Raw genomic sequence first — 23,158 nt, forward strand, 5'->3', positions numbered from 1 at the left:
TCGATTAATCCACGCTTTATTGCTTCTATCGCTGAAAATCAGGGAAACGTAGCCTAAGCGAAGTGATGATTTTTAGTCCGCGATAGCCGTAGGGCCGTTGTTTTGTCGGAGTCTGAGCGTTAGCGAAGGTGGAGACAAAATAAAAGGCCATCCGACACGGCGTCAAGTCATTTGGAGCCTATGTTCCGACCCCTTGTCGGGACGAGGTGACGAGGACGAATCGGGGCCGCCGGAGGCATAAGTGGTCGCGTTAAGTTTTTGCTGCTTGCTTGGGCTGGGATGCCCAAAACAAGCTTTCGCAAAAATAGCGACTCCCCGCCGCTATAGTCATCACAAAATGTCCCCTTAAACATCTACGACCTCGAAGAACTTTTTTATTCGCCTTACAATCGCTTAAAACAAGGAAAATTCGGGATTTAAAACCCATGAGATAATAAGCCTGTCCTTAAAGCAATACAGGTTACCCTTTGAAAATAGACTTCATCGATGTTGATTCCGCAATCAGTCATGCCAAACAGTTACTTGAAACTGAGCGTGATATATCGCCTGCGCTAAAATCAGCACTGGAAGTGATTCTATAGACTTTCAGAAGATTAATTTCCGAACAAACAAAAACGACAGAGGGGAAACTGGCTTATAATTTTCGTCCCAACACTAACGGAAACAGTCAAAAATGGTATCCCTCACTTTTTCAAAGTCAATTGTAGACCGACTAAAAAAAAATATGGCGACAGCTCTCAAGCTAAGTAATATTCGTTTATATCGATTAACTCAAGCTCTACTCTGGTTCAGTGAATGCATGGGAATCAAAGAAATAGCACGCCTAATGGGAGTCTGTGAAAAAACCATTATAAATTGGCTGAAAACATTCATGCATAAAGGTGTCGGTTGGTTAATAGGGCAACACTATCAAGGACGTGGTCGGAAGTCAAAGTTAACTAAAGACCAGAAAAATAGATTGGTTGAGTTGATAAAGAAAGGCCCAGAAGACAATGGATTTCATTGTGGAATATGGAATACTGCGATGATTGCCGAGCTTATTTGGTTAAAATTTGAAGTTCGTTATAACTTGAACTATTTATCAAGCCTAATGAAAAAACTGGGCTTCAGTTATCAAAAAGCTCGTTTTGTGACTGATCGCCAAGAAGAAGAAAAGTACGAGCTTGAAAGAAAAACGTGGCTGGAAGAAAAGAGTGTCGTTTTATTCGGTGATGAGGTGTCATTTGCTATGTGGGGTTCATTGGCACGAACCTGGGCTCCAATAGGAGAGCAACCCACAGTGAAAACATCAGGGATTCGAAAAGGGTTGAAAATGTTTGGTACGATCGAACTCGAAGGAGGGAGTTTTCAATACCGAGAATCATTGGCTTATGAGATAAAACCAAAGTCACTTAGACTTTTAAAAGAAGCTGGGCTGCCTCAAGAATTTTTAGCTATTCTTAAAAGCTTAAAAAATGAGAAATATCCAACACAGAAGCTTTTTATGGAAGCGATATATTCTATTGCCGACAACGTCTTAATCGAGAGTTATAAGCCAATGATATTACAACACGCTGAAACATCTGGGCGTTTTAATGGTGAAAGCTATGTTGAGTTTTTAACACAATTGCTGGCTTATTATAAAGGCAAGATTATTCTAATTGAAGATGGTGCCCCTCATATGAAGTATTTTAAAACTTTTGAAGATCTTCATGATTCAGTTGTGCAAGCTTTTAACACTTATATGCATGATGCCAGTAAAGTGATTTGTGTTATGCAAAAATTGCGGGAAGATTTCGTTGTTACCGCCTAAGTTTAAGCGCTCCAAATTTGGAAATTATTTATCTGAGAAACTATATTATTAGTCACGGTATTACTCAATCGAGTGACACTGAACAGCAAAAATAGCAGTAAACCACCTGCAAGTGATCCCAAACGTAAAAAAGGGAATCGAAAAAAATCAGATAAGCCTTCTGGCGGACAAAAATCGCATGTCGGCACGACACTTCAAAAAATAGATGACCCGGATGAAATCGAGATCATTACCATTGATCGCCGTACCTTGCCAAAAGGGCGATACACGGCAGATGGCTTTGAAACACGCCAGGTATTCGATATTGATATCTCAAGGGTAGTGACAGAATACCAGGCGCAACGGTTGATAAATGAAAAAGGGCAGTGTTTTATCGCTCCTTTTCCAGATGAGGTTACTAAGGCTGCGCAATATGGTAATGGGATAAAAGCCCATGTGGTTTATCTTTCGCAATATCAGTTATTGCCCTACAACCGAATACAGGAGTATTTCGCTGATCAATTAGGTATGCCGATTAGTGAAGGCTCTATCTATAATTTCAATGAACTGGCCTATGAGAAGTTGGCTGGGTTTGAAACTATCAGTAAAGAACACTTAGTCGAATCAGCGTGCATTCATGCGGATGAAACAGGCATTAATATTAATGGTAAGCGCCATTGGCTACATGGGGCCTCCAATGTTCAGTGGACACACTTCTTTCCCCATGCGAAACGTGGCACAGAGGCAATGAATGACATTGGTATTTTACCCCATTTTCATGGGATTTTATGTCATGATCATTGGAAGCCCTACTATAAATATGATTGTACTCATTCGCTTTGTAATGCACATCATTTGAGGGAATTAACGCGCGCCTGGGAGCAGGATAAACAGGAGTGGGCGCTTGAAATGAAACGACTACTTGAAAAAATGAATGATGCCGTCAATGAAGCAGGTGGCATGCTACTACATAAAGAAGCAGAAAAATGGAAGGTACAATACAGAGAATTACTTGGCAAAGCGGAGATCGAATGCCCACCACCCGATAAGCCTAAAGAAGTAAAACGGGAGCGAATAAAACGCAGTAAAGCTAGAAACTTACTGGAAAGGCTGATTAATTATGAAGAGGATGTCTTGCGCTTCATGACAAATGCCTGGGTGCCATTTACCAATAATGCCGCAGAAAATTCGATTCGGATGACCAAGGTTCAACAGAAAATATCCGGCTGCTTTCGTAGTACCAAGGGTGCAGAGATATTTTGTCGTGTCAGAGGGTATTTATCAACGTGCCGTAAACAAGGTCTAAGTGCAACTCAGGCAATGACCTTGGTCTTTGAGGGAAAGTTACCTGAATTTGCTTTATAATTTCATTGAACTACTCAGCTTCGCTGAGTAGTTACGTTTATTTTAGGTAGTTTTGCCATGTTTATAGCAAACCCTTACTTAATTCCCCTTAGGCAATAGCATTTGAAACGAATGAAAAGACTATTTTTTTCATATGGTTGTAGCATAGTTTCAATTTTACCATAAATAATTATTGGGAAACTTCAGTTATAAAAAATACGGGATAAAATACCAGCTGATTTGAGCATAACCCTGCGGTTGTATCTAGTTCCAGGGTTGACTCCTAAGGAACCAGAATTAAATAACATATTAGGTAGGGTGTGCTGAGGTACGAAGCGCACCAATGTGTGATGCGCTTCGTGCCTCAGCACATCTTATTAATTTGCGGTTTTTACATAATCCTCAACCCTAAAGCCCTCGCTGAAAATCATGGAAACGGAGCTTAGCGAAGTGGTGATTTTTAGTCCCTGATAGGCGACAGGGCAATTCGCTGATTCGACGTGTGCTAGCAGCACGCGAGAGGAGCAAGAATTGCATTCCGAATAGCCGTCCAGCCAGTGAGGTAGTAATGACGAAGCGGCTTTTGTGCGTAGTCGTTGCGGACGCAGGGCGTTCAGGGCATCTCCCATCCGCTGCGTAGGTGAACGAATTATGGTGACAGGAGTCCCGGAATTTCGTGAGGTAGCATGGCGCGCCTGTAATAGTTACTGCTTTTGTGAGCCTACTTCCGCTCCAGTTCCATAAATCCATGCAGGCCTCGCTTGGACTTAACCGCAAGCCATTGTTTAAGGTATTTGATCTCTTCAGTGTCTTCCAGGTGTTCAATACTTTTGTTTTGCCGAAGTAATCTAAATGCCGTTGAGATAACTTTATAGCGCTCTCCGGTAATGCCAGAACGTTTTATGCCTATGGTGTTCAAACGATAGTGCTTTGCCGGATAACCCGCAATCAGGCAGAATGGCAAAACATCTTTATTTAGTCCGGTAGTGCCCTGAACAATGGCATAAGAGCCAATGCGGCAGAATTGATGCGCTACAACACTGCCGCCCATAAATACACGGTCATCAATTTGCACAAAACCGCCTATCGCAACATTATTGGCAAATATCGTATGGTTGCCAATCTGGCAGTCATGCGCTACATGGCTTTTATTCATAAAAAAGCAGTGAGAGCCGATGCGGGTGATACTGTTTTCCGTGGCGGCTCGGTGCGCAGTAAAGCCCTCTCTAAAGGTATTATTGTCGCCAATCTCCAGCCACGAAATTGTTGCTTCTTTAAAGCTGGTATCTTGCGGTAAATCGCCTAAAACAACATGGGCATGCACAGTATTGCCCGCACCCATTTTTGTGTAGGGACGGATAACAGCATGAGCCCCAATGCGACAGTTATCGCCTATTTGAGTATGCTCTTCGAGCACCGCAAATGGGCCAATTGTGACATTTTTGCCTATATTGGCGTGTGCTGAGATATAGGCGCTAGGATGTATGTTTTGTGTCATGTGGGGGATTTAGCCTCGTGGATGATATTGTGTATGCAGGTCTTTTAAACGCTCGTTGGCGATATGCGTATAAATCTGTGTGGTAGATAGGTCGCTATGACCTAATAGTAATTGCACTACGCGCAAATCTGCACCGTGATTTAATAAGTGTGTGGCAAATGCATGGCGCAGGGTATGTGGCGATAGTTCTTTACTGATGCCTGCCTTTTTTGCATAGCGCTTAATAATATGCCAAAAAGCCTGACGTGTCATGCCAGCGCCCCGATTGGTTACAAAAATAGTATTGCAGGGGCGCCCAGATAGTAGCGCTATACGACTGTGCTGCAGATAAGTTGCCAGGCTATCCATGGCTTGCTCACCCATAGGCGTCAGGCGTTCTTTATTGCCTTTACCGGTGATGCGTAATACCCCCATACGTAGATTAACCTGGCTAATAGTTAAAGCGACCAGCTCGGAAACCCGCAGACCTGTCGCATAGAGTATCTCTAGCATAGCTTGATCACGCGCACCTAGCACAGACGATGGTTCTGGCGCATTAAGCAATCGCTCAACATCGTATTCTGATAAAGAGCTAGGTAAGGGGCGTCCGATACGCGGGGTATCTATTAAAGCAGTAGGGTCGCTGTGAATATGATTTTCGCGTAGTAAATAAGTATAGAAGCGCCGTAGGCTGGACAAAATTCTAGCGGAAGAGCGAGAGCTAACGCCTTGTTCATAGCGCTGGCTCAGAAATAACGCAATATCAGTATTAGTCGCCTGCTGTATAGGTTTTTTTTCCAGGCTTTTGTTGAAAATACGCAAGTCGCTGGCATAGGCGCTGAGCGTATTTTGGCTGAGGCCATTTTCTACCCATAAAGCATCGATAAAAGTGTCGATTAATTGCTTAGAGCTCATGAGCCAGCATTTTTTCATGTTGTAATAAAGCGATTTTTATATCGACCAGTTTTCCAGTTGTTGCGCCTGCATAGCCGCCAAGACCTGTTTTAGAAAGCACTCGATGACAAGGGATTATCAAGGGAAACGGGTTTTTACGGCAGGCATTAGCCAGGGCTCTAGAGCCGGTGTTTAATTCTTTGGCTAATTCGCCATAGGTTTTTGTTTGTCCCACTGGTATCTGACAGAGAGCATGCCAGATTTTTCGCTGAAACTCGGTGCCTTGTTTTAACATGCCTGTGTGCATCGTCATTTTGCCTGTGAGCCAGTACTGGTTAATTTGTTGTTCCAGGGCAGTGGGTAGCTCAGTATGTTGAGTGTCTATTCCTGGTCTAATGACCCACTGGAGTGTGGATAAAAATTCACCCAGCATTTGTACCTCTAGTGTCCCAGTAGCTGAAGTTTCCCAATTATTGAGTAGCTGAAATACACAATGCTGGTGTATCGAGGTTTATTTTAGGTGGTTTTGCCATGTTTATAGCAAACCCCTACTTAATTCCCCTTAGGCAATAGCATTTGAAACGAATGAAAAGACTATTTTTTTCATATAGTTGTAGCATAGTTTCAATTTTACCATAAATAATTATTGGGAAACTTCAGTCCCAGTAGGTGTCTGGTAATAATAGCATTGTATGGCTTGTGGCTTATCAAGAGTCTGCCAGTTAATTTGAGCCTCTGGCATATTTAGTCCAACGCTTTTTCAAGTGCCTTGCAGTATGTTTTAATGACTTTGATCCGCGCATAGCGCTTGTTATTAGCTTCTATCAGGCTCCAGAGTGCTGCCTGTGAACTGGTGCGGGAAACCATGTCATTCACGGCCAGCGAGTACTCAGCCCATTTTTCCCGGTTGCGATAATCTTCTTCGGTAATTTTATGCTGCTTATAACTGATTTGCTCGCGCTCCTGGAAGCGGCGTAATTGTTCATCTGGATCTATATGTAACCAGAATTTTAATAGCACGATGCCGTGCTCGGTTAAAGCCTGTTCAAAATTGACGATTTCAGCGTAGGCGCGAGTCCACTGCTGTTCAGAGGCAAAGCCTTCAACGCGCTCGACCAGCACCCGTCCGTACCAGCTGCGGTCATAAATAGTGATGCGTCCAGCGCGTGGCATATGTCGCCAGAAGCGCCATAAATAATGTTGTACGCGTTCTTCATCTGTGGGTGCTGCAATGGGGGTAACCTGATAGTTTCTCGCATCGAGCGCATGGGTGAGTCGCCTGATTGCGCCGCCTTTGCCACCTGCATCCCAGCCTTCGAAAACCAGAATGCTGGATATTTTTTTCTGTTGTGCTTGGCGTGCCAGTTTATTTAATTTGCCTTGATATAAGTTTAATTGCGTGCTGTATGTCTTTTTATTCAGCTCCAGGCTAAGATCCAGTGAGTCTAAAATTCTGGGCTGATTGCCATGAATAATCTTTGAATGTTGGGTAGGTGCAGGCTGCTGATGTTTTAATTCATGTTTTGTGATATGCGCCTGGATTTTGTCCAGTACACATTGACCAACCGTCAGGCTGCTGTAGCGAATATCTGAGCCATCAATTATGTGCCAGGGATTTTGTGTGCTACTGGTTTCCTGTAGCACGGTTTCCGCAACACGCACAAAATCATCATACAATTTAAGGTGCAGTTTATCGCGCTCTGTGACTTGCCAGGCTGTTTCCGGGGTTTTTTTCAGTTGCTTCAAGCGTTTTTTTTGCTGCTCTTTTTTCAAGTGCAACCAGCATTTGATGATTAACGTGCCGTCATCAGCGAGCTCCTGCTCTAACTCCTTAATTTGCGTCAGTTGATGCTGTAGTTCAGCATCTTTTGTGTCATTGTGCACACGTTGTGCAATAGGTAGACTATACCAGGAGCCCACATAAATACCAATGCTGCCTTTTGCTGGCATAGTACGCCAGAAACGCCAGAATTTTGGGCGCTCACGTTCTTCATCACTAGGCGAATCATACGCATTGGTGAGCATAAAGCGAGGATCTAGCCACTCATTTAATAAGTTAACCACATCGCCTTTACCGCCACCATCAACGCCTGAAATCAGAATAATGACCGAAAAATCATATTTTCTGAGTTGCTGCTGCTGTGTCAGTAAATGCGTGCGTAAACCGGGAATTTTTTCATTATAGTCAGCTTTATTGACTTTGTGCCCTAATTCAGCTATTTCAAACATATTGGTATAAATGGTTAGTTTTTTAAATGCTCAGAGACAGGTGTTTGCTACCAGACCACGCAAGCCCTTATAATGACGCAATTTTACATTAATTTCAATGGGTAAGTCTTTGGAGAATTTTACACCTATTTCTGCGTTGGCAGGCGGTGCATTAATTGGCTTAAGTGTCAGTTTGCTACTTTTGTTCAATGGCCGTATAGCGGGCATTAGCGGTATTATGAACGGTTTGTTTCTTGCGCCTAAAAGGGAAAAAACATGGCGCGGCCTGTTTTTAACAGGCTTGATTCTCGGCGCCTTTATTTTTCAGTTATTAACTAATGATAGTTTGCAATTACGTCAGGACTACCCGCTCTCGCTGATTGTGTTAGGTGGTTTTCTGGTCGGTTTTGGCACTAGAATGGGTGGGGGTTGCACCAGTGGACACGGGATTTGCGGAATAGCACGTTTTTCCATTCGCTCGATCGTTGCAACAATGACCTTTATGTTGAGTGGTATGGTGACCGTTTTTATACTTAAGCATCTGATAGGGGGTGCTTAATGAAAAACAATTTAGTGGCATTAATATCGGGCGTTATTTTTGGCCTGGGTTTAGCATTATCGCAAATGGTAGCCCCCAATAAGGTGATAAACTTTCTTGATGTAAGCGGGAACTGGGATCCAAGTCTGGCGTTTGTGATGATGGGTGCATTAGCAGTGAGCATGCTGAGCTTTCGGGTTATTTTAAAGCGTTCTACTCCGCTGCTAGAGCCTGGCTTTCATGTGTCCAGACAGGCGCGTATTAGCCGACCTTTATTAATAGGCGCAGGGCTTTTTTGTGTGGGCTGGGGAATGACCGGTTATTGCCCGGGACCTGCTGTCGCTAGTTTAGGCCTGTTTTCGCTGGAAGGAATGATTATGGTTGCAGCCATCTACGCTGGTTTTTTTAGTCAGCGCTGGCTAGCTAATAAATAAGACAGAAATGGAATTTTTAGAGACGGTTGTATCCTTTTTTCTGGGGTTTGAGTTAATTCATATTGCTGCAGGGAGTCTGGTTGGCTTTGTAATTGGCTTAACAGGTGTAGGCGGCGGCTCATTGATGACGCCGATTCTGGTGCTGGGCTTCGGTATTGCACCAGCTATCGCGGTAGGGACTGATTTATTGTACGCAGCGCTGACAAAATACAGCGGGGTTTTTTTCCATCATAGAAATAAAACAGTAGACTGGCGGATTGTAGGGTTATTGGCCGCAGGCAGTGTGCCTAGCTCGATAATCACCGTTGCCTTGCTGGAGCAAATTAAAGCGGCGGGCTTTAATTCTGATAAGCTGATGATGCTGACCTTAAGTGTGATGCTGGTGCTGACATCGTTTATTATTTTAATCAAGGGTCGGCTGGTTTCTTATGTGAGTCATCGACACGGTAACTCAAGATTTGTGCGCCTGCTTAAAGCTTATCGATCTCATATTACGGTGCTTTCGGGAGTTGCACTGGGCATACTGGTGACTATTTCTTCGGTGGGCGCCGGAGCAATCGGTTCGGCTATTTTGTTTTTGCTTTATCCGCGTAAAAAGCCTGTGGCTATAGTGGGCACTGATATTGCCCATGCAGTGCCTTTAACAGCGATTGCCGGGATGGGACATATGCATTTTGGCTCGGTAGACTATGATTTGCTATTTGGCTTATTAGCTGGTGGGGTTCCCGCGATTTATTTGGGCAGCCTGGTAGGCAGGTATATTCCGGATCATTGGCTGAGGGTGGCGATTGCTTGCTTATTGTTTGCCATGGGCGTAAAGCTGGCGCTGTAAAGAGTGGTTGATTACTTTTGTAGCTAAAGTAATTTAATAATCTGCATTTTCTGATCTCTTTCTGATAGAATGCCCAGTTAATTCAATTTTGGACTGAGTTTGGGCTTTGTAAGTGTTGTGCGGGCATGCTCAGAGCATAAAATTGAACACATAATTTTTAATAAATTTTAAAAGGTATTTTAGTATGACTTTCGTCGTTACCGAAAACTGCATCAAATGTAAATTTACCGATTGCGTTGATGTATGTCCTGTAGACTGCTTTCATGAAGGCCCTAACTTTCTGGTTATTGACCCTGATGAGTGTATTGATTGCACATTGTGTGAGCCTGAGTGTCCGGCAGAGGCAATTTTCTCGGAAGATGAATTGCCAGAAGGTCAAGAGCAGTTTATCGAAATTAATGCAGAATTAGCACAGACCTGGCCGGTGATTACTGATATCAAGGAGCCTGATGCAGACGCCGAAGAATGGAATGGCAAGCCAGGTAAACTAGACTTGCTAGAAAGATAAAAGCTATAGAAAACCCAGGCAAGTAAGCATGCTTACTTACTTGCCTAAATACTCATCTTTAAGCTGCACATAATGTGCCGCTGAATATTCTAAAAATTCTCTTTCATCTTCACTTAAAGCGCGTGTCTTTTTGGCGGGTACTCCGATATAAAGGAAGCCACTTTCCAGCACCTTTCCTGGCGGCACTAATGCTCCAGCACCGAGCATTACGTAATCTTCCAGCACCGCATTATCCAGAATAATGGCACCGATACCGATTAGGCAATAATCACCCACGGTACAGGCATGTACCACCGCCCGATGTCCTATGGTAACCCCTTTGCCAACATTTAGTGGTGCTTCTTCCGGGGCATAATCGCCTGCATGTGAGACATGCAAAATTGAACCATCCTGAATATTGGTTTCCGCACCTATGCTTATACTGCTGACATCCCCGCGTATTACGACAGTGGGCCAGACAGACACATGATCTGCTATAGTGACATCACCGATAATAACAGCACTTTCGTCTATATACGTTGCCTCGCCTATTTGTGGGAGGATGTTATTAAATGATCGAAGAGGCATAAGGTGTTCCTGTAGTCTGTAAATATTAAATAATATGATACTGCGATTCAGGATATTATTCAGCTCTTTGTATTAGCCCATGATTTTTCCGTGTGTGGGGTTTGCTCAGTGAGTTTAATGATGTAAAAAGCTAAACTTTATGCCTGGGTATTATAGGAGCAAGTCTTATCCTAAAAACCGCAATTGACCGCTAAAATGCTATAAGTTACTGAATATTAAAATATAATGATTGTATATACTTATCATCTGCTGAGCGAATATACCACGCTACACGGTTTTGTGAATAAATTCGTGTCCAACTACGGTTTCTAGCATTATGGCGCAATGTAAAAGTTGCTCTGCACCGCTACTGGCAAATGGCAAATACCAATCGTTGTCAGTATTGCGGTGTGCGCAACGATGTGGATTTGCAGGATAAGCATGCTGTTACAAGCCTTACCCAAGCCTCCGACCGGCAGTGTCCAAATTGTGAAAAGTCTTTGCAATCAATCATCAGTGTTCCCCTATCAATTGAGGCGGTAAAACTAACCTCGCCACAAGAGAGCTCATAAAGCACTGTAAAGACATTCCTGTTATTATTGCGTTTTGAACTGCTCGAATGGTATACGAGCTGATACGAGATATTCTTGCCTGGAAAAATAATGGATTCACAAAACGATCTCGTTTTTGGGCCTGTTGCTGCCTAATCTCCAGAGCCTCGCTATATTTTTTATCCGATGGATGAATCAATTCTGGCTGTTGTGTTTTTGAAATCTCTTCAAACACGCGCATTAAATTATAGCTCATTGCAGTCAGGCGCATTTGATTTTCAAGTGAGCGGGTATTGGAAGACCAAGCTTTAGTTTCCTTGAAATTACTTTTAGTGTTATTGAATGTCTTTTCAATCGTCCATCGCTTGAAATACAGCATGGCAATGGTTCCAGGGTTAATAGTCATTGGCAAGGTTGTCACAAACCGGTGAAGTTTTCCGGTTTCTGGATCACGGTAATCCACCACGTTAAATTTGATGCCCTTGTTTTCGTACACACTGTATGCTTCAACCCCTGTATTGATCTCATGGAGGGAGTCAAAAGGGATAGACTCAACCAGAGTCGCAATTGAATTTTCTTTTAGCATTGAAATCATGTGATTAGCATGTCGTTTCTGCCGATCCCACCAGACAAAGCCGGTGACGGCTTTATCGTAGACATAGAGATGTTTCTGAGAGCTGTTATTTCCATTGTTTTGCTTTTCAATATGATCTCGTAACACAGGTATTTCTTGATGTCTCTGAGTTCCGTTTGTCACCAGACAAAGAAATCTGAGCAACCCACTTCTGAGATTCAACGCGTAAATCCCCCCGGCCGCATAAACTTTCCCCTTGCTGTTTTTTTCAGTATGGCAGGCATGATCAATAAAATGTCCATCCGCTGCTTCCGCTGAAAATCCTGGAAACGGAGCTTTAGCGAAGTGATGATTTTTAGTCCGCGATAGCCGTAGGGCCGTTGTTTTGTCGGAGTCTGAGCGTTAGGGAAGGTGGAGACAAAATAAAAGGCCATCCGACACGGCGTCAAGTCATTTGGAGCCTATGTTCCGACCCCTTGTTGGGTCGGGACGAGGTGACGAGGACGAATCGGGGCCGCCGGAGGCATAAGTGGTCGCGTTAAGTTTTTGCTGCTTGCTTGGGCTGGGATGCCCAAAACAAGCTTTCGCAAAAATAGCGACTCCCCGACATGGTGTATTCGTCAAGTTCCGGGAATGATTTAAGATAATCAATGCCTTGCGATAGCAGTGTTTCAGCGTGAAGATGATAGCTCTGCTGTTCAAATGCCTCAAGCATACTTGTTCGTCTATGCGACTTCAGTGATTTAAAATACGTTGAGTGGGGAAGCAGCTGGCCATAAATCTGTTCATTGGTTTGGAGGAAATGGCGACCACTATCGACTACACTGATACAGCGTAATAACCCAAGGCGAATAAAGTCGATATCCTTCAACTCTGGGCATGAGCGAGCCCACAAAGGATGACGCTCTGCTAACAGGGCACGTTCCATACTTTCATTGCAGTGTTGGTGAATATGTTCAGAGAGTGGTAGGTCTTTAAGCATGGGTGATATCCGTTTATGAGGTGATTAAAACGGAAATTTTTAGAAAAATTTTTTCGGCAATTGCAAGCTTTATTTGAAATTATTTGTTGTTTTTTTACGGTGCCTACAGAGTGTTTATTTGCTGTTATAAGTGATTAAAATCAAAAAGATGGAAATATTCAAGTGGTGCTACCTTCAGGTAGGTCATAGGCTGCTTTGTTTAGGTACTTCTTCTTTCAATGGGAACACTGATGCAATCAATACAAATACAGTTAGATGCCCCACTTTCTATCGAGCGTTGTCCAGATTGTTTTGGTATGTTTTTTGACAAGGGAGAACTAGAGGTCTTGTTAAATCATGCTGTGCAACATGTAGCATTTATAAATCTGGCGCATCTGAATAATATAAATGCGGATCGATTTCGTGTCGAACAGCGGGTTAAATATATTAAGTGCCCGGTTTGTTTAAAGTTTATGCACCGCAGCAATTTTGCGCTAAAAAGTGGTGTTATTGTGGGCATTTGCCGCGTTCATGGTCTGTGGTTAGATAATGGTGAAGTAACTCATCTGATGGAATGGAAAAAGGCGGGTGGGCAGTTGTTGTATCGGCAGGAACAACAGAAAAAACAGCCTAAACTGAGAAAAACGCAAGCGGGTCGTTCTGATAGGCTGTGGGGCGATGCACTACAAAAAGATACACTTAGCCTGGAAACAGATTTACTTGAGCTGTTAGCATCTGTCGTGGGAAAAATATTTTTGTGAAGGGCTAGCTAGTGCAGCACTAGGCGCTTTATGTTATTGCATAACTTTGGAATTAAACAGTTCAATATGCGTCGCGGCTGAACTTAGATGTAACAACTTGTTTAAACGGCAGGCAACAGGCTCGATATTAGCACGGTGCAGGTTAACAAATTCACTCGGCTGAAACTTACTATCATTAAAAAGTAGACTGTCTGCGGAATCCAGCGCTTTTATACCCGGCAGGAAAATTGCCCATGCATAAATGGAGTCATGATTAGGGAGAGAGATATAGGATAGTTCAGACTCCAGTGCTAACAGCTTGATGCCCAATTCCAGCTTATGCCCGGTCAACTGCGATATTCTGCAAATAATACCGATTTCCTGGGTATTGTTATTAGCGATCGCAATAATATCGCCAATCTGTACGGTAGATTGATTGACCTTGGTATCAGAAATAATTTTGTAGCCTTTGATACTGCTGTCGATGATATTAAATTTATCCGGATTATCAGGTCGGTCTTGCAATAACTTGTTCTCAGGATTTGCCCAGATATTTTTACTCTGTGAGTTTTTCAGCGCCTGATCAATTCTGCTCTGTTCTTCTCTTAACTGAAGTTTCCCAATTATTGAGTAGCTGAAATACACAATGCTGGTGTATCGAGGTTTATTTTAGGTGGTTTTGCCATGTTTATAGCAAGCCCCTACTTAATTCCCCTTAGGCAATAGCATTTGAAACGAATGAAAAGACTATTTTTTTCATATAGTTGTAGCATAGTTTCAATTTTACCATAAATAATTATTGGGAAACTTCAGTTCTCTTAATAGTCCCATATGCTGGCGACTTTTATTCATGGCATCTAGTGACTCATAACCCTCTGTGACTAATTCGATGTTGGGTACTATCCTCCCACCAGCAACCCTAGGGTCTATTGGGTCTATGCCTTGCTTGCCTAGTGCTTCAGTATTTAAAGGGCTGCTGTTATGTAGTTGTTGAATGATAGCACAAAAGCCGATTAAGCCATGGTGTTGGTTTTTCTCGTTAAAGCGGGTGAATTTACGTTTTTGCGATAAGCTTAGCGTTTTTGCTGCCAACAATATATTTTCGCGATTTATTGATTTGATAATCCCGGTTCCAGGTGCATCGTGAGCGGCATTTTTATTGATTTATAATGCAGATGAATAAGCAGAAAAAAACCGTATGGCACTTTTTTCGGATTGTTTCAGGCGGTTTAAATTACTAGGTGGCTTATCCACGGTTAAGTCAAAGCCAGAGTAGCGGGCAGTTTTTGCAACAAGAAATTTTTTGCCCAGTAGCATGGTTGAAGTGTATTTTTCTACACAGTCAGAAACAGTCAGCATATCGCGTGGGCGAAATTGTTCCAGGTTACAGTGGAAGAGTGCTAACACTCGATGTTCAAGTTTTTGATATTGAGAAGGTAAAATCAGGTATTCTGAGGTTGTTGTAATTTTATCGGTGTAATCCCATGTTAATGAATGCCCCAGCCACCTTTATCCAAAGCTATATTGACGATTTAAATGATGCGCTCAATCAGCTAAAACCCGGAGCGGCTTTGACACGTATTCAAGCCGCTTGGTTGGGCGCTTGTTTAACGTGCATACTGCTAATGAACTCTGTTTGCTGGGCTAAGTTTGAGCGAGCAAGCCTTGGAGATTGCAAAGTAGCCGCATTATCCTGGGTGTTTCGTAAAGCAAGTATACCCTGGGACTGGTTGCTACGGGTGAGTGTGGTCTTAATTTTAAAACGTTATGGCATTACTGAAGGTGTGTTGGCCTTTGATGAATCAGACCGAGCACGATCTAAGTCTACAAAACGTATTTATAAGGTTTACAAGCAGAAACACAAAGGCTCCGGCGGGTATGTTAATGGACAAACGATAGTATTATTGCTGCTAGTTACCTCATCCATTACAGTGCCTGTCGGTTTTTTCTTTTATATGCCGGATCCAGCCTTAAAGCAGTGGGATAAAGAAGATAAACGGTTGAAAAAGAGCGGTATAGCAAAAAAAGATCGGCCTATTAAGCCTGAACGTGACAGTGCCTACCCGACCAAAACAGAGATTGCATTAGGCTTATTAAAAGAGTTTAAAGTTGCGCATAGCCTGATTAAAATTAAAGGCGTACTGGCTGATGCGCTGTATGGTGAAAAAGCCTTTATGGACGAAGCCGCTAAAGAATCTGGAGGCTCGCAGGTGATTAGCCAATTACGTAAAAACCAAAATATTGAATATAGAGGTAGAATAAGGTCAGTCGAGAGCTACTTTAATTCGATTAACAAAGGCATTGATCAGATAATACGTGTACGTGGCGGCAAAGAGATTAAAGTGACTGTCAGCAGTGCACGATTAAAGGTGAGTTCACACAGTAAAAAACGCTTTGTCATTGCCTTAAAATATGACGGTGAAAACGACTATCGCTATTTAGTGGCGACAGACCTGACTTGGCGCACACAAGATATTATTCAAGCCTATACGTTGAGATGGCTGATTGAGGTTTTCTTTCAGGCGCGCCATGCTACCTCACGAAATTCCGGGACTCCTGTCGCCTATCGGGGACTAAAAATCACCACTTCGCTAAGCTCCGTTTCCATGATTTTCAGCGGAGGACTGGAAGCTTTATGAAGGATGGGGGCGTGAGGCCAAACAATTAGATGAATTGGGGAGTCGCTATTTTTGCGAAAGCTTGTTTTGGGCATCCCAGCCCAAGCAAGCAGCAAAAACTTAACGCGACCACTTATGCCTCCGGCGGCCCCGATTCGTCCTCGTCACCTCGTCCCGACCCAACAAGGGGTCGGAACATAGGCTCCAAATGACTTGACGCCGTGTCGGATGGCCTTTTATTTTGTCTCCACCTTCGCTAACGCTCAGACTCCGACAAAACAACGGCCCTACGGCTATCGCGGACTAAAAATCTTCACTTCGCTAAAGCTCCGTTTCCAGGATTTTCAGCGGAGGGATCAAGCCGTGGCCTGATTCTGAGTCTTTTGTTTGACCATTGCCTTCTCCTTCACCCAGAGCAAATAGCCCGCATTGAAAGCAAACTACCTGCGTATACCGTAGGAAGCTTACAGCGCAAGTCTCAAATGGATGTACTGCTTGAGTTCATCACGTCATTGCTAGAGTTTCCAGATCCTGGTGATAAGCTGAAAGAGTTAGGTGAATTAATAAAGGATGTGTTTCAACTGATGCCATCAGGAAAACATATGATTGGCAGAGATTTAGGGCGCTTAGGGCCAACAGCATCATTAAAGTATTGTTCTGCTGGGTGAAGGTAAGAGTTTGATGGCAATGGGATGGAAAAACTTGAACATCGAGTAATAGAGCTTCGTGCAAGCTAAGACCTACTCCCCCTACATTATTCCCAGGCTCTCCCACATTTCATCGACTTTTTTTACCACATCTTCAGACATAGCAATAACACGCCCCCACTCGCGCGTCGTTTCTCCAGGCCATTTATTGGTCGCATCAAAGCCCACTTTAGAACCTAGTCCTGAAGCTGGCGAAGCAAAGTCCAGATAATCAATCGGGGTATTTTCCAGTATGGTTAAGTCGCGCGCTGGATCCATACGCGTGGTAATTGCCCAGATGACTTCCTGCCAATTATGTACGTCAATATCATCATCGACGACAATCACGAATTTGGTATACATAAACTGGCGTAAATAAGACCAGGTTCCCAGCATCACCCGCTTGGCATGCCCTGCATATTGTTTTTTCATACTGATCACCGCCATACGATAGGAACAACCCTCAGGCGGTAAATAAAAATCAGTAATCTCAGGAAATTGCTTTTGCAGAATCGGCACAAACACTTCATTTAAAGCCACACCTAAAACTGCGGGCTCATCGGGAGGTTTACCCGTGTAGGTACTATGGTATATAGGTGCCTGACGCTGGGTAATACGCTCAATGGTAAATACCGGAAATTCATCCACTTCATTATAATAACCGGTATGATCGCCAAACGGCCCTTCAGGCGCCGTTTCCCCCGGATATAAAAAACCCTCTAAAACAATTTCTGCACTGGCGGGCACTTGTAAATCATTAGTCATGGATTTTGCCACCTCTGTTTTACTGCCGCGCAATAATCCCGCAAAAGCATATTCTGACAGCGTATCGGGTACTGGCGTAACAGCGGCTAAAATCGTCGCAGGGTCTGCCCCTAATGCAACCGAGATGGGAAATGGCTCGCCCGGATGCTTTTCCTGCCATTCTCTATAATCCAGCGCCCCACCTCGATGTGCCAGCCAGCGCATGATCACCTTATTTTTAGCAATCACCTGCAAGCGATAAATACCTAGATTCTGGCGCTCTTTATAAGACCCTTTGGTAATTACTAAGGGCCAGGTAATTAACGGCCCGGCATCATCCGGCCAGCAAGTTTGTATCGGATATTGGCCTAAGTCAATTTCATCACCGATGCGAAATATTTCCTGACAGGGAGGATTTTTTACCAGCTTAGGCGCCATATTCAGCACATTTTTAAACACCGGGATTTTATCCATCGCATCTTTCATGCCTTTAGGCGGCTCAGGCTCCTTTAATTGCGATAATAATTCACCCACGCCGCGTAGGGCTGTAACAGATGTTTCGCCCATGCCCATCGCAACCCGGTCTGGCGTGCCAAATAAATTAGCTAGCACAGGAATATTATAGCCTTTGGGATTTTCAAATAATAAGGCAGCCCCCCCTTGCTTTAAAGTGCGATCACTGATTTCTGTCATTTCCAGCACCGGATCCACTTCCTGCGTAACCCGTACCAGCTCACCTTTTTTTTCTAGCTGAGCAATAAAATCTCTTAGGTCTTTATATTTCATGCGGCTATCCCACTATGCCTTAATAAGGCATCAATTTTCGGCTCGCGCCCTCTGAATTTAACGAATAACTCCATAGCATCTGCGCTGCCGCCAGCTTCCAATATATGAGTCAAAAATTTTTCCCCAGTCTTTTGATCAAAGATACCGTTTTCTTCAAACAATGAATAGGCATCGCTGGATAATACTTCTGCCCATTTATAGCTGTAATAGCCTGCCGCGTAGCCACCGGCAAAAATATGCGCAAAGCTGTGCGCAAAGCGGTTAAAGTCTGGGGGAATCATCACTGATACTTTTTCCCGGATAGCATTAAGCTGCTGATAGATCTTCGCACCATGCTCAGGCGTATAGTCCTGATGCATTTTAAAATCAAATAGGCTAAATTCTAATTGGCGCACCATAATCATACCCGCCTGGAAATTTTTCGCCGCGAGCATTTTATTAAACAACGCTTCAGGCAAGGCCTCACCAGTTTGATAATGACCGGAAATCAAAGCCAGACCTTCTTTTTCCCAGCACCAGTTTTCCATAAACTGACTTGGCAATTCCACCGCATCCCATTCCACGCCATTAATACCGGACACCCCCAGATAATCCACTTTGGTTAGCATATGCTGCAGACCATGGCCGAATTCATGGAACAAGGTCAACACTTCATCATGGGTTAATAGCGCCGGGGCATTGCCAGCTGGCGGTGTAAAATTACAGGTCAGAAAAGCGACCGGGATCTGTATGCTAACCCCCATTTTTCTACGGCCAACACAATCATCCATCCATGCGCCACCGCGCTTTTTAGGGCGCGCATACAAGTCGATATAAAATTTACCGCGTAACTCTCCAGCTTTATCTTTAATCTGAAAAAAACGTACATCTTTATGCCAGGTATCTACATCCTTAAGCTCTGATATATTCAGGCCATACAGCTTTGCAACCACATCAAACAAACCTTGTATTACGCGTGACGCTGGAAAGTACTGCTTTACTTCTTCTTGCGATAAATCATAGGCATGCTGGCGCATTTTCTCTGAATAATAACCAGTATCCCAGGCATGTAACTTTGCGATGCCATACTGCTGTTGTGCAAATTCTACGAGTTCAGCCAGGTCTTTGCGCGCTTGTGGCAGGGATTTTTCCGCTAATTCCTCTAAAAAGTCTGTTACCTGGCGGGTAGAGTCTGCCATTTTTGTCGCCAGCGATAACTCCGCATAATTTTTAAAGCCTAATAACTGTGCTTTTTCGTGCCGCAATGCAATGGTCTTTTCCATAATATCGGTATTATCCCAGTCACTGTTAACACCTAGCTCGGATGCCCGGGTCGAAAAAGCCTTATACATATCAGCGCGTAACTGGCGATCATCAGCATAGGTCATCACCGCAATATAAGACGGGAATTGCAAACTGAGCAACCAGCCTTTCATTCCTTCCTGCTCTGCCGCCTGCTTTGCCTGCTGTAATGCGGAGTCGGGCAAACCTGCCAGATCACTTTTTTTAATGATTAGCTTTTGCCATGCATTGGTTGCATCCAGCAGATTTTCCTCATATTTACTGGAAAGCTGTGACAGTTCAAGGCTAATCTGCTTAAACCGCGCTTGTTTATCTTGATTAAGATCTATCCCCGATAAACGAAACCCACGCAAGGCATTTTGTATCACTTTTTTTTGGGCTGGCTCTAATTGCTCATAATCATCACTGCCCGCGATGGACTCATACGCGTTAAACAGCCCCTTATGCTGACCCATTTCAGTGGAGTAGGCGCTGAGTTTTGGCAAACAGGCATTATACGCATCGCGTAGTTCATCATTGTTTACCACTGAATTCATATGGCTTACAGGCGACCAGGCTTTATTAATCCGGTCCTCCGCCTCATCTAGCGGTGCGATAAGGTTTTCCCAGGTGTATACATTATTTGCAGCTAAAAGCTGCTCTACGCTTGCCCGCGCATTGTTTAATAGTTGCTCAATAGCGGGCTCTATATGTTCAGCCTTAATATGTGAAAATAAAGGCAGTTCACTGTTTTCTAGTAAGGGGTTAGTCATTGCTTTTCGTGTGTAGGTTTTGGTGTGTTAAGGGTTTATTCAAGTTTAGGCTAATATTATCGTGACCTTAATGCACTAATTAGCGCTAGTTCTAATATAGCTTGTATACCTAAACTGCTCCTTAACAATATACTTTCTGGGTAGAATTATAATACAGTTAGCCTACAATATATTAGATGGAACAACTAATAATAAGTTTTCCGCCTGCTTTTCAACTATAAGCCTATGATTTTATTAAATCTCCTATGGATACTTTAATATTTAAAACGACATCTCAGGCGCGCCATGCTACCTCACAACATTCTGGGACTCCTGTCACCAACATTCATTCGCCTACGCAGCGAATGGGAGATGCCCTGGTCGCCCTGCGTCCGTCTCAACTACGCACAAAACCCTGCTCCGTTAAAGACTACCTCAAATGGCTGGAAGGCTATTCGGAATGCAATTCTTGCCTCCCTCGCGCGCTACTAGCGCACTTCGGATCAGCGAATTGCACTGTCGCCTACCAGGGACTAAAAATCATCACTCCGCTTAGGCTCCGTTTCCCTGATTTTAAGCGACGGATGCTGACTTCCAGATTCCTTTTAAATTATCTGCCGAAGCATTTAATCACTGGCTAGCGACTCTGGAAAATAACTCCAGCAACGAACAAAGTTACCTGGTTTTATTAGCTGTACGCGCTGTAAACCAGCAAGGTACTTTATCCCGGGAGCAAAAATCACTGCTGTTGCAAAACATTTACCAATCCATGCTGGTTTTGTTAACATCATTTGTCAACCGCTGTCAGCCCCGGACGGGCTGATAGTCTCCAGAAGGCGCAGGGAAATTTGCCAATCCGAAGTGCGCGATAGCGCGCGAGGTAGGCTGAAATTTTATCCCGAATAGCCGTAGAGCCATTTGTGGTAGCCATGACTGAGCTGCTTTGTGCTCAGTCTGTGGCGGACGCAGGGCGGCTGGAGCATCTCCTATTCGCTGCGTAGGTGAACGAATTACGGCGACAGGAGTCCCGGAATTTCGTGAGGTAGCATGGCGCGCCTGTTTGTGCCGTTTACCAACAAGTCTACCCCAAGTTCTGGAAGCAAAGTTATAAATTCTACGGCCTGGCATACAAGCTAAATATCCAGGATTTAAATATTGAGCAACATGGTTATCATAGCAATACGATTAGTAAAACATTTAAACACCTGTTACTCGATGTTTAAGTTTTTCCATCCCATTGCCATCAAACTCTTACCTTCACCCAGTAGAACAATACTTTAATGATGCTGTTGGCCCTAAGCGCCCTAAATCTCTGCCAATCATATGTTTTCCTGATGGCATCAGTTGAAACACATCTTTCGCTGAAAATCATGGAAACGGAGCTTAGCGAAGTGGTGATTTTTAGTCCCTGATAGGCGACAGGGCAATTCGCTGATTCGACGTGTGCTAGCAGCACGCGAGAGGAGCAAGAATTGCATTCCGAATAGCCGTCCAGCCAGTGAGGTAGTAATGACGAAGCGGCTTTTGTGCGTAGTCGTTGCGGACGCAGGGCGTTCAGGGCATCTCCCATCCGCTGCGTAGGTGAACGAATTATGGCGACAGGAGTCCCGGAATTTCGTGAGGTAGCATGGCGCGCCTGTATTAATTCACCTAACTCTTTCAGCTTATCACCAGGATCTGGAAACTCTAGCAATGACGTGATGAACTCAAGCAGTACATCCATTTGAGACTTGCGCTGTAAGCTTCCTACGGTATACGCAGGTAGTTTACTTTCAATGCGGGCTATTTGCTCTGGGTGAAGGAGAAGGCAATGGTCAAACAAAAGACTCAGAATCAGGCCACCGCTGAAAATCAGGGAAACGGAGCCTAAGCGAAGTGATGATTTTTAGTCCGCGATAGCCGTAGGGCCGTTGTTTTTTCGGAGTCTGAGCGTTAGCGAAGGTGGAGACAAAATAAAAGGCCATCCGACACGGCGTCAAGTCATTTGGAGCCTATGTTCCGACCCCTTGTTGGGTCGGGACGAGGTGACGAGGACGAATCGGGGCCGCCGGAGGCATAAGTGGTCGCGTTAAGTTTTTGCTGCTTGCTTGGGCTGGGATGCCCAAAACAAGCTTTCGCAAAAATAGCGACTCCCCGAAGCGGCTTCGTCCATAAAGGCTTTTTCACCATACAGCGCATCAGCCAGTACGCCTTTAATTTTAATAAGGCTATGCGCAACTTTAAACTCTTTTAATAAGCCTAATGCAATCTCTGTTTTGGTCGGGTAGGCACTGTCACGTTCAGGCTTAATAGGCCGATCTTTTTTTGCTATACCGCTCTTTTTCAACCGTTTATCTTCTTTATCCCACTGCTTTAAGGCTGGATCCGGCATATAAAAGAAAAAACCGACAGGCACTGTAATGGATGAGGTAACTAGCAGCAATAATACTATCGTTTGTCCATTAACATACCCGCCGGAGCCTTTGTGTTTCTGCTTGTAAACCTTATAAATACGTTTTGTAGACTTAGATCGTGCTCGGTCTGATTCATCAAAGGCCAACACACCTTCAGTAATGCCATAACGTTTTAAAATTAAGACCACACTCACCCGTAGCAACCAGTCCCAGGGTATACTTGCTTTACGAAACACCCTGGATAATACGGCTACTTTGCAATCTCCAAGGCTTGCTCGCTCAAACTTAGCCCAGCAAACAGAGTTCATTAGCAGTATGCCCGTTAAACAAGTGCCCAACCAAGCGGCTTGAATCCGTGTCAAAGCGGCTCCGAGTTTTAGCTGATTGAGCGCATCATTTAAATCGTCAATATAGCTTTGGATAAAGGTGGCTGGGGCATTCATTAACATGGGCTTACACCGATAAAATTACAACAACCTCAGAATACCTGATTTTACCTTCTCAATATCAAAAACTTGAACATCGAGTATTAGGAATGAGC

At 43.9% G+C, this 23,158-nt stretch carries 36 protein-coding genes and 1 pseudogene; 15 read left to right on the forward strand and 22 right to left on the reverse strand.

The annotated features are described in order from the left end of the window. Nucleotides 1-25: 25 nt before the first annotated feature. Together K6984_RS32830 and K6984_RS32835 are read right to left on the reverse strand one after the other, a co-directional pair. Complete coding sequence (locus K6984_RS32830) at nt 26-151, reverse strand: hypothetical protein (RefSeq protein WP_263458605.1); 126 nt, start codon at nt 149-151, stop codon at nt 26-28. A gap of 16 nt (nt 152-167) precedes the next feature. Beyond that, nucleotides 168-302, reverse strand: a complete 135-nt coding sequence (locus K6984_RS32835; protein WP_263458674.1) for a hypothetical protein — start codon at nt 300-302, stop codon at nt 168-170. A gap of 371 nt (nt 303-673) precedes the next feature. Between K6984_RS32835 and K6984_RS07170 the strand changes: the two genes are divergently transcribed. Both K6984_RS07170 and tnpC read left to right on the forward strand, forming a co-directional pair. Further along, entirely contained in the window at nt 674-1,792 is a 1,119-nt protein-coding gene (locus K6984_RS07170) for an IS630 family transposase (RefSeq protein WP_221894895.1), read from the forward strand. A 42-nt stretch (nt 1,793-1,834) separates the two neighbouring features. After that, nucleotides 1,835-3,136: pseudogene (gene tnpC / locus K6984_RS07175) on the forward strand (IS66 family transposase); the annotation flags it as partial. A 356-nt stretch (nt 3,137-3,492) separates the two neighbouring features. On the opposite strand, the gene K6984_RS07180 reads toward tnpC, so the two are convergent. Beyond that, on the reverse strand, nt 3,493-3,744 hold the full coding sequence (locus tag K6984_RS07180; protein WP_221894896.1) for a hypothetical protein: 252 nt from the start codon (nt 3,742-3,744) through the stop codon (nt 3,493-3,495). On the opposite strand from K6984_RS07180, the gene K6984_RS07185 reads away from it, so the two are divergent. Beyond that, on the forward strand, nt 3,701-3,859 hold the full coding sequence (locus tag K6984_RS07185; protein ID WP_221894897.1) for a hypothetical protein: 159 nt from the start codon (nt 3,701-3,703) through the stop codon (nt 3,857-3,859). The two genes, K6984_RS07180 and K6984_RS07185, sit on opposite strands and share 44 nt — an antisense overlap. Here K6984_RS07185 and lpxA read toward each other — a convergent pair. From lpxA to pap, 4 genes are all read right to left on the reverse strand, one after another. Next, complete coding sequence (gene lpxA / locus K6984_RS07190) at nt 3,837-4,613, reverse strand: acyl-ACP--UDP-N-acetylglucosamine O-acyltransferase (RefSeq protein WP_221894898.1); 777 nt, start codon at nt 4,611-4,613, stop codon at nt 3,837-3,839. The genes K6984_RS07185 and lpxA overlap by 23 nt on opposite strands. A gap of 9 nt (nt 4,614-4,622) precedes the next feature. Further along, on the reverse strand, nt 4,623-5,507 hold the full coding sequence (xerD, locus tag K6984_RS07195) for a site-specific tyrosine recombinase XerD (RefSeq protein ID WP_221894899.1): 885 nt from the start codon (nt 5,505-5,507) through the stop codon (nt 4,623-4,625). Next, the gene (locus K6984_RS07200) at nt 5,497-5,919 is read right to left on the reverse strand and encodes a methylated-DNA--[protein]-cysteine S-methyltransferase (RefSeq protein ID WP_221894900.1); all 423 of its coding nucleotides are present in this window, start codon (nt 5,917-5,919) and stop codon (nt 5,497-5,499) included. The genes xerD and K6984_RS07200 overlap by 11 nt, the downstream gene beginning before the upstream one ends. A gap of 311 nt (nt 5,920-6,230) precedes the next feature. Beyond that, nucleotides 6,231-7,715 carry a polyphosphate:AMP phosphotransferase gene (gene pap / locus K6984_RS07205; protein WP_221894901.1) on the reverse strand — a complete coding sequence of 495 codons (1,485 nt, stop codon included), beginning with the start codon at nt 7,713-7,715 and terminating at the stop codon, nt 6,231-6,233. Between the two features lie 109 nt (nt 7,716-7,824). On the opposite strand from pap, the gene K6984_RS07210 reads away from it, so the two are divergent. The 4 genes from K6984_RS07210 (at nt 7,825) to fdxA (ending at nt 10,006) form a co-directional block, all read left to right on the forward strand. Continuing rightward, on the forward strand, nt 7,825-8,253 hold the full coding sequence (locus K6984_RS07210; RefSeq protein WP_221894902.1) for a YeeE/YedE family protein: 429 nt from the start codon (nt 7,825-7,827) through the stop codon (nt 8,251-8,253). Then, nucleotides 8,253-8,666 carry a DUF6691 family protein gene (locus tag K6984_RS07215; RefSeq protein ID WP_221894903.1) on the forward strand — a complete coding sequence of 138 codons (414 nt, stop codon included), beginning with the start codon at nt 8,253-8,255 and terminating at the stop codon, nt 8,664-8,666. Before K6984_RS07210 ends, K6984_RS07215 begins: the two co-directional genes overlap by 1 nt. Before the next feature lie 7 nt (nt 8,667-8,673). Further along, nucleotides 8,674-9,498: a sulfite exporter TauE/SafE family protein gene (locus K6984_RS07220; RefSeq protein WP_221894904.1), complete on the forward strand. Its 825-nt coding sequence runs from the start codon at nt 8,674-8,676 to the stop codon at nt 9,496-9,498. 184 nt (nt 9,499-9,682) lie between these two features. Then, nucleotides 9,683-10,006, forward strand: a complete 324-nt coding sequence (fdxA, locus tag K6984_RS07225) for a ferredoxin FdxA (RefSeq protein ID WP_221894905.1) — start codon at nt 9,683-9,685, stop codon at nt 10,004-10,006. A 36-nt stretch (nt 10,007-10,042) separates the two neighbouring features. Here the strand turns inward: fdxA and K6984_RS07230 are convergent, their stop codons facing one another. The 5 genes from K6984_RS07230 to K6984_RS07245 all read right to left on the reverse strand — a co-directional run bounded on the left by K6984_RS07230 (nt 10,043) and on the right by K6984_RS07245 (nt 12,659). After that, nucleotides 10,043-10,573 (reverse strand): gamma carbonic anhydrase family protein, encoded by a 531-nt coding sequence (locus K6984_RS07230; RefSeq protein WP_221894906.1) that lies wholly within the window; start codon nt 10,571-10,573, stop codon nt 10,043-10,045. 492 nt (nt 10,574-11,065) lie between these two features. Next, nucleotides 11,066-11,899, reverse strand: coding sequence for a transposase (locus tag K6984_RS07235; protein WP_221894907.1), 834 nt, complete (start codon nt 11,897-11,899; stop codon nt 11,066-11,068). Further along, nucleotides 11,896-12,111 carry a hypothetical protein gene (locus K6984_RS07240; RefSeq protein WP_221894908.1) on the reverse strand — a complete coding sequence of 72 codons (216 nt, stop codon included), beginning with the start codon at nt 12,109-12,111 and terminating at the stop codon, nt 11,896-11,898. The genes K6984_RS07235 and K6984_RS07240 overlap by 4 nt, the downstream gene beginning before the upstream one ends. A gap of 27 nt (nt 12,112-12,138) precedes the next feature. Continuing rightward, nucleotides 12,139-12,267, reverse strand: a complete 129-nt coding sequence (locus tag K6984_RS32840) for a hypothetical protein (protein ID WP_263458596.1) — start codon at nt 12,265-12,267, stop codon at nt 12,139-12,141. Then, nucleotides 12,216-12,659 (reverse strand): hypothetical protein, encoded by a 444-nt coding sequence (locus K6984_RS07245; RefSeq protein WP_221894909.1) that lies wholly within the window; start codon nt 12,657-12,659, stop codon nt 12,216-12,218. Before K6984_RS07245 ends, K6984_RS32840 begins: the two co-directional genes overlap by 52 nt. Before the next feature lie 218 nt (nt 12,660-12,877). Here K6984_RS07245 and K6984_RS07250 point away from each other — a divergent pair, with 218 nt between their 5' ends. Continuing rightward, nucleotides 12,878-13,399 carry a zf-TFIIB domain-containing protein gene (locus K6984_RS07250; RefSeq protein ID WP_221894910.1) on the forward strand — a complete coding sequence of 174 codons (522 nt, stop codon included), beginning with the start codon at nt 12,878-12,880 and terminating at the stop codon, nt 13,397-13,399. Between the two features lie 33 nt (nt 13,400-13,432). On the opposite strand, the gene K6984_RS07255 is transcribed toward K6984_RS07250, so the two are convergent. From K6984_RS07255 to K6984_RS07265, 3 genes are all read right to left on the reverse strand, one after another. Continuing rightward, nucleotides 13,433-14,023 (reverse strand): hypothetical protein, encoded by a 591-nt coding sequence (locus K6984_RS07255; RefSeq protein ID WP_221894911.1) that lies wholly within the window; start codon nt 14,021-14,023, stop codon nt 13,433-13,435. Nucleotides 14,024-14,161: 138 nt separating this feature from the next. Next, nucleotides 14,162-14,473 carry a hypothetical protein gene (locus tag K6984_RS07260; RefSeq protein ID WP_221894912.1) on the reverse strand — a complete coding sequence of 104 codons (312 nt, stop codon included), beginning with the start codon at nt 14,471-14,473 and terminating at the stop codon, nt 14,162-14,164. Between the two features lie 69 nt (nt 14,474-14,542). Continuing rightward, nucleotides 14,543-14,785, reverse strand: coding sequence for a hypothetical protein (locus tag K6984_RS07265; RefSeq protein ID WP_221894913.1), 243 nt, complete (start codon nt 14,783-14,785; stop codon nt 14,543-14,545). Between the two features lie 77 nt (nt 14,786-14,862). Here K6984_RS07265 and K6984_RS07270 point away from each other — a divergent pair, with 77 nt between their 5' ends. From K6984_RS07270 to K6984_RS07280, 4 genes are read left to right on the forward strand one after another with little or no spacing between them, the layout of a single operon-like run. Next, nucleotides 14,863-16,017, forward strand: coding sequence for a transposase (locus K6984_RS07270; protein WP_221894914.1), 1,155 nt, complete (start codon nt 14,863-14,865; stop codon nt 16,015-16,017). Nucleotides 16,018-16,068: 51 nt separating this feature from the next. Beyond that, nucleotides 16,069-16,197 carry a hypothetical protein gene (locus tag K6984_RS32845; protein WP_263458596.1) on the forward strand — a complete coding sequence of 43 codons (129 nt, stop codon included), beginning with the start codon at nt 16,069-16,071 and terminating at the stop codon, nt 16,195-16,197. Nucleotides 16,198-16,224: 27 nt separating this feature from the next. Further along, entirely contained in the window at nt 16,225-16,368 is a 144-nt protein-coding gene (locus K6984_RS07275; RefSeq protein WP_221894915.1) for a hypothetical protein, read from the forward strand. A gap of 11 nt (nt 16,369-16,379) precedes the next feature. Next, entirely contained in the window at nt 16,380-16,664 is a 285-nt protein-coding gene (locus tag K6984_RS07280) for a hypothetical protein (protein WP_221894916.1), read from the forward strand. Between the two features lie 81 nt (nt 16,665-16,745). Here K6984_RS07280 and ubiD read toward each other — a convergent pair whose 3' ends face one another. After that, nucleotides 16,746-18,212, reverse strand: a complete 1,467-nt coding sequence (ubiD, locus tag K6984_RS07285; protein WP_221894917.1) for a 4-hydroxy-3-polyprenylbenzoate decarboxylase — start codon at nt 18,210-18,212, stop codon at nt 16,746-16,748. Further along, a complete protein-coding gene (gene prlC / locus K6984_RS07290; RefSeq protein ID WP_221894918.1) occupies nt 18,209-20,245 on the reverse strand; it encodes an oligopeptidase A in 2,037 nt (678 codons plus the stop codon). Before prlC ends, ubiD begins: the two co-directional genes overlap by 4 nt. A 344-nt stretch (nt 20,246-20,589) precedes the next feature. Between prlC and K6984_RS07295 the strand changes: the two genes are divergently transcribed. Beyond that, entirely contained in the window at nt 20,590-20,865 is a 276-nt protein-coding gene (locus K6984_RS07295; protein ID WP_221894919.1) for a hypothetical protein, read from the forward strand. Between the two features lie 146 nt (nt 20,866-21,011). On the opposite strand, the gene K6984_RS07300 is transcribed toward K6984_RS07295, so the two are convergent. After that, nucleotides 21,012-21,155, reverse strand: a complete 144-nt coding sequence (locus K6984_RS07300) for a hypothetical protein (protein WP_221894920.1) — start codon at nt 21,153-21,155, stop codon at nt 21,012-21,014. A gap of 12 nt (nt 21,156-21,167) precedes the next feature. Here K6984_RS07300 and K6984_RS07305 point away from each other — a divergent pair, with 12 nt between their 5' ends. Further along, nucleotides 21,168-21,335, forward strand: coding sequence for a hypothetical protein (locus K6984_RS07305; RefSeq protein WP_221894921.1), 168 nt, complete (start codon nt 21,168-21,170; stop codon nt 21,333-21,335). 132 nt (nt 21,336-21,467) lie between these two features. Here K6984_RS07305 and K6984_RS07310 read toward each other — a convergent pair whose 3' ends face one another. Next, nucleotides 21,468-21,794, reverse strand: coding sequence for a hypothetical protein (locus tag K6984_RS07310; protein ID WP_221894922.1), 327 nt, complete (start codon nt 21,792-21,794; stop codon nt 21,468-21,470). Here K6984_RS07310 and K6984_RS07315 point away from each other — a divergent pair. After that, complete coding sequence (locus tag K6984_RS07315) at nt 21,751-21,951, forward strand: hypothetical protein (protein WP_221894923.1); 201 nt, start codon at nt 21,751-21,753, stop codon at nt 21,949-21,951. The genes K6984_RS07310 and K6984_RS07315 overlap by 44 nt on opposite strands. Nucleotides 21,952-22,038: 87 nt before the next feature. On the opposite strand, the gene K6984_RS07320 is transcribed toward K6984_RS07315, so the two are convergent. From K6984_RS07320 to K6984_RS07325, 3 genes are read right to left on the reverse strand one after another with little or no spacing between them, the layout of a single operon-like run. Continuing rightward, nucleotides 22,039-22,188, reverse strand: coding sequence for a hypothetical protein (locus tag K6984_RS07320; protein WP_221894924.1), 150 nt, complete (start codon nt 22,186-22,188; stop codon nt 22,039-22,041). Nucleotides 22,189-22,215: 27 nt separating this feature from the next. Next, the gene (locus K6984_RS32850) at nt 22,216-22,344 is read right to left on the reverse strand and encodes a hypothetical protein (protein WP_263458596.1); all 129 of its coding nucleotides are present in this window, start codon (nt 22,342-22,344) and stop codon (nt 22,216-22,218) included. Further along, entirely contained in the window at nt 22,293-23,066 is a 774-nt protein-coding gene (locus K6984_RS07325; RefSeq protein ID WP_221894925.1) for a transposase, read from the reverse strand. Before K6984_RS07325 ends, K6984_RS32850 begins: the two co-directional genes overlap by 52 nt. Nucleotides 23,067-23,158: the final 92 nt, after the last annotated feature.

The organism is Bathymodiolus japonicus methanotrophic gill symbiont (genome assembly GCF_019721995.1).
In the GTDB taxonomy this organism is placed as follows: domain Bacteria; phylum Pseudomonadota; class Gammaproteobacteria; order Methylococcales; family Methylomonadaceae; genus Methyloprofundus.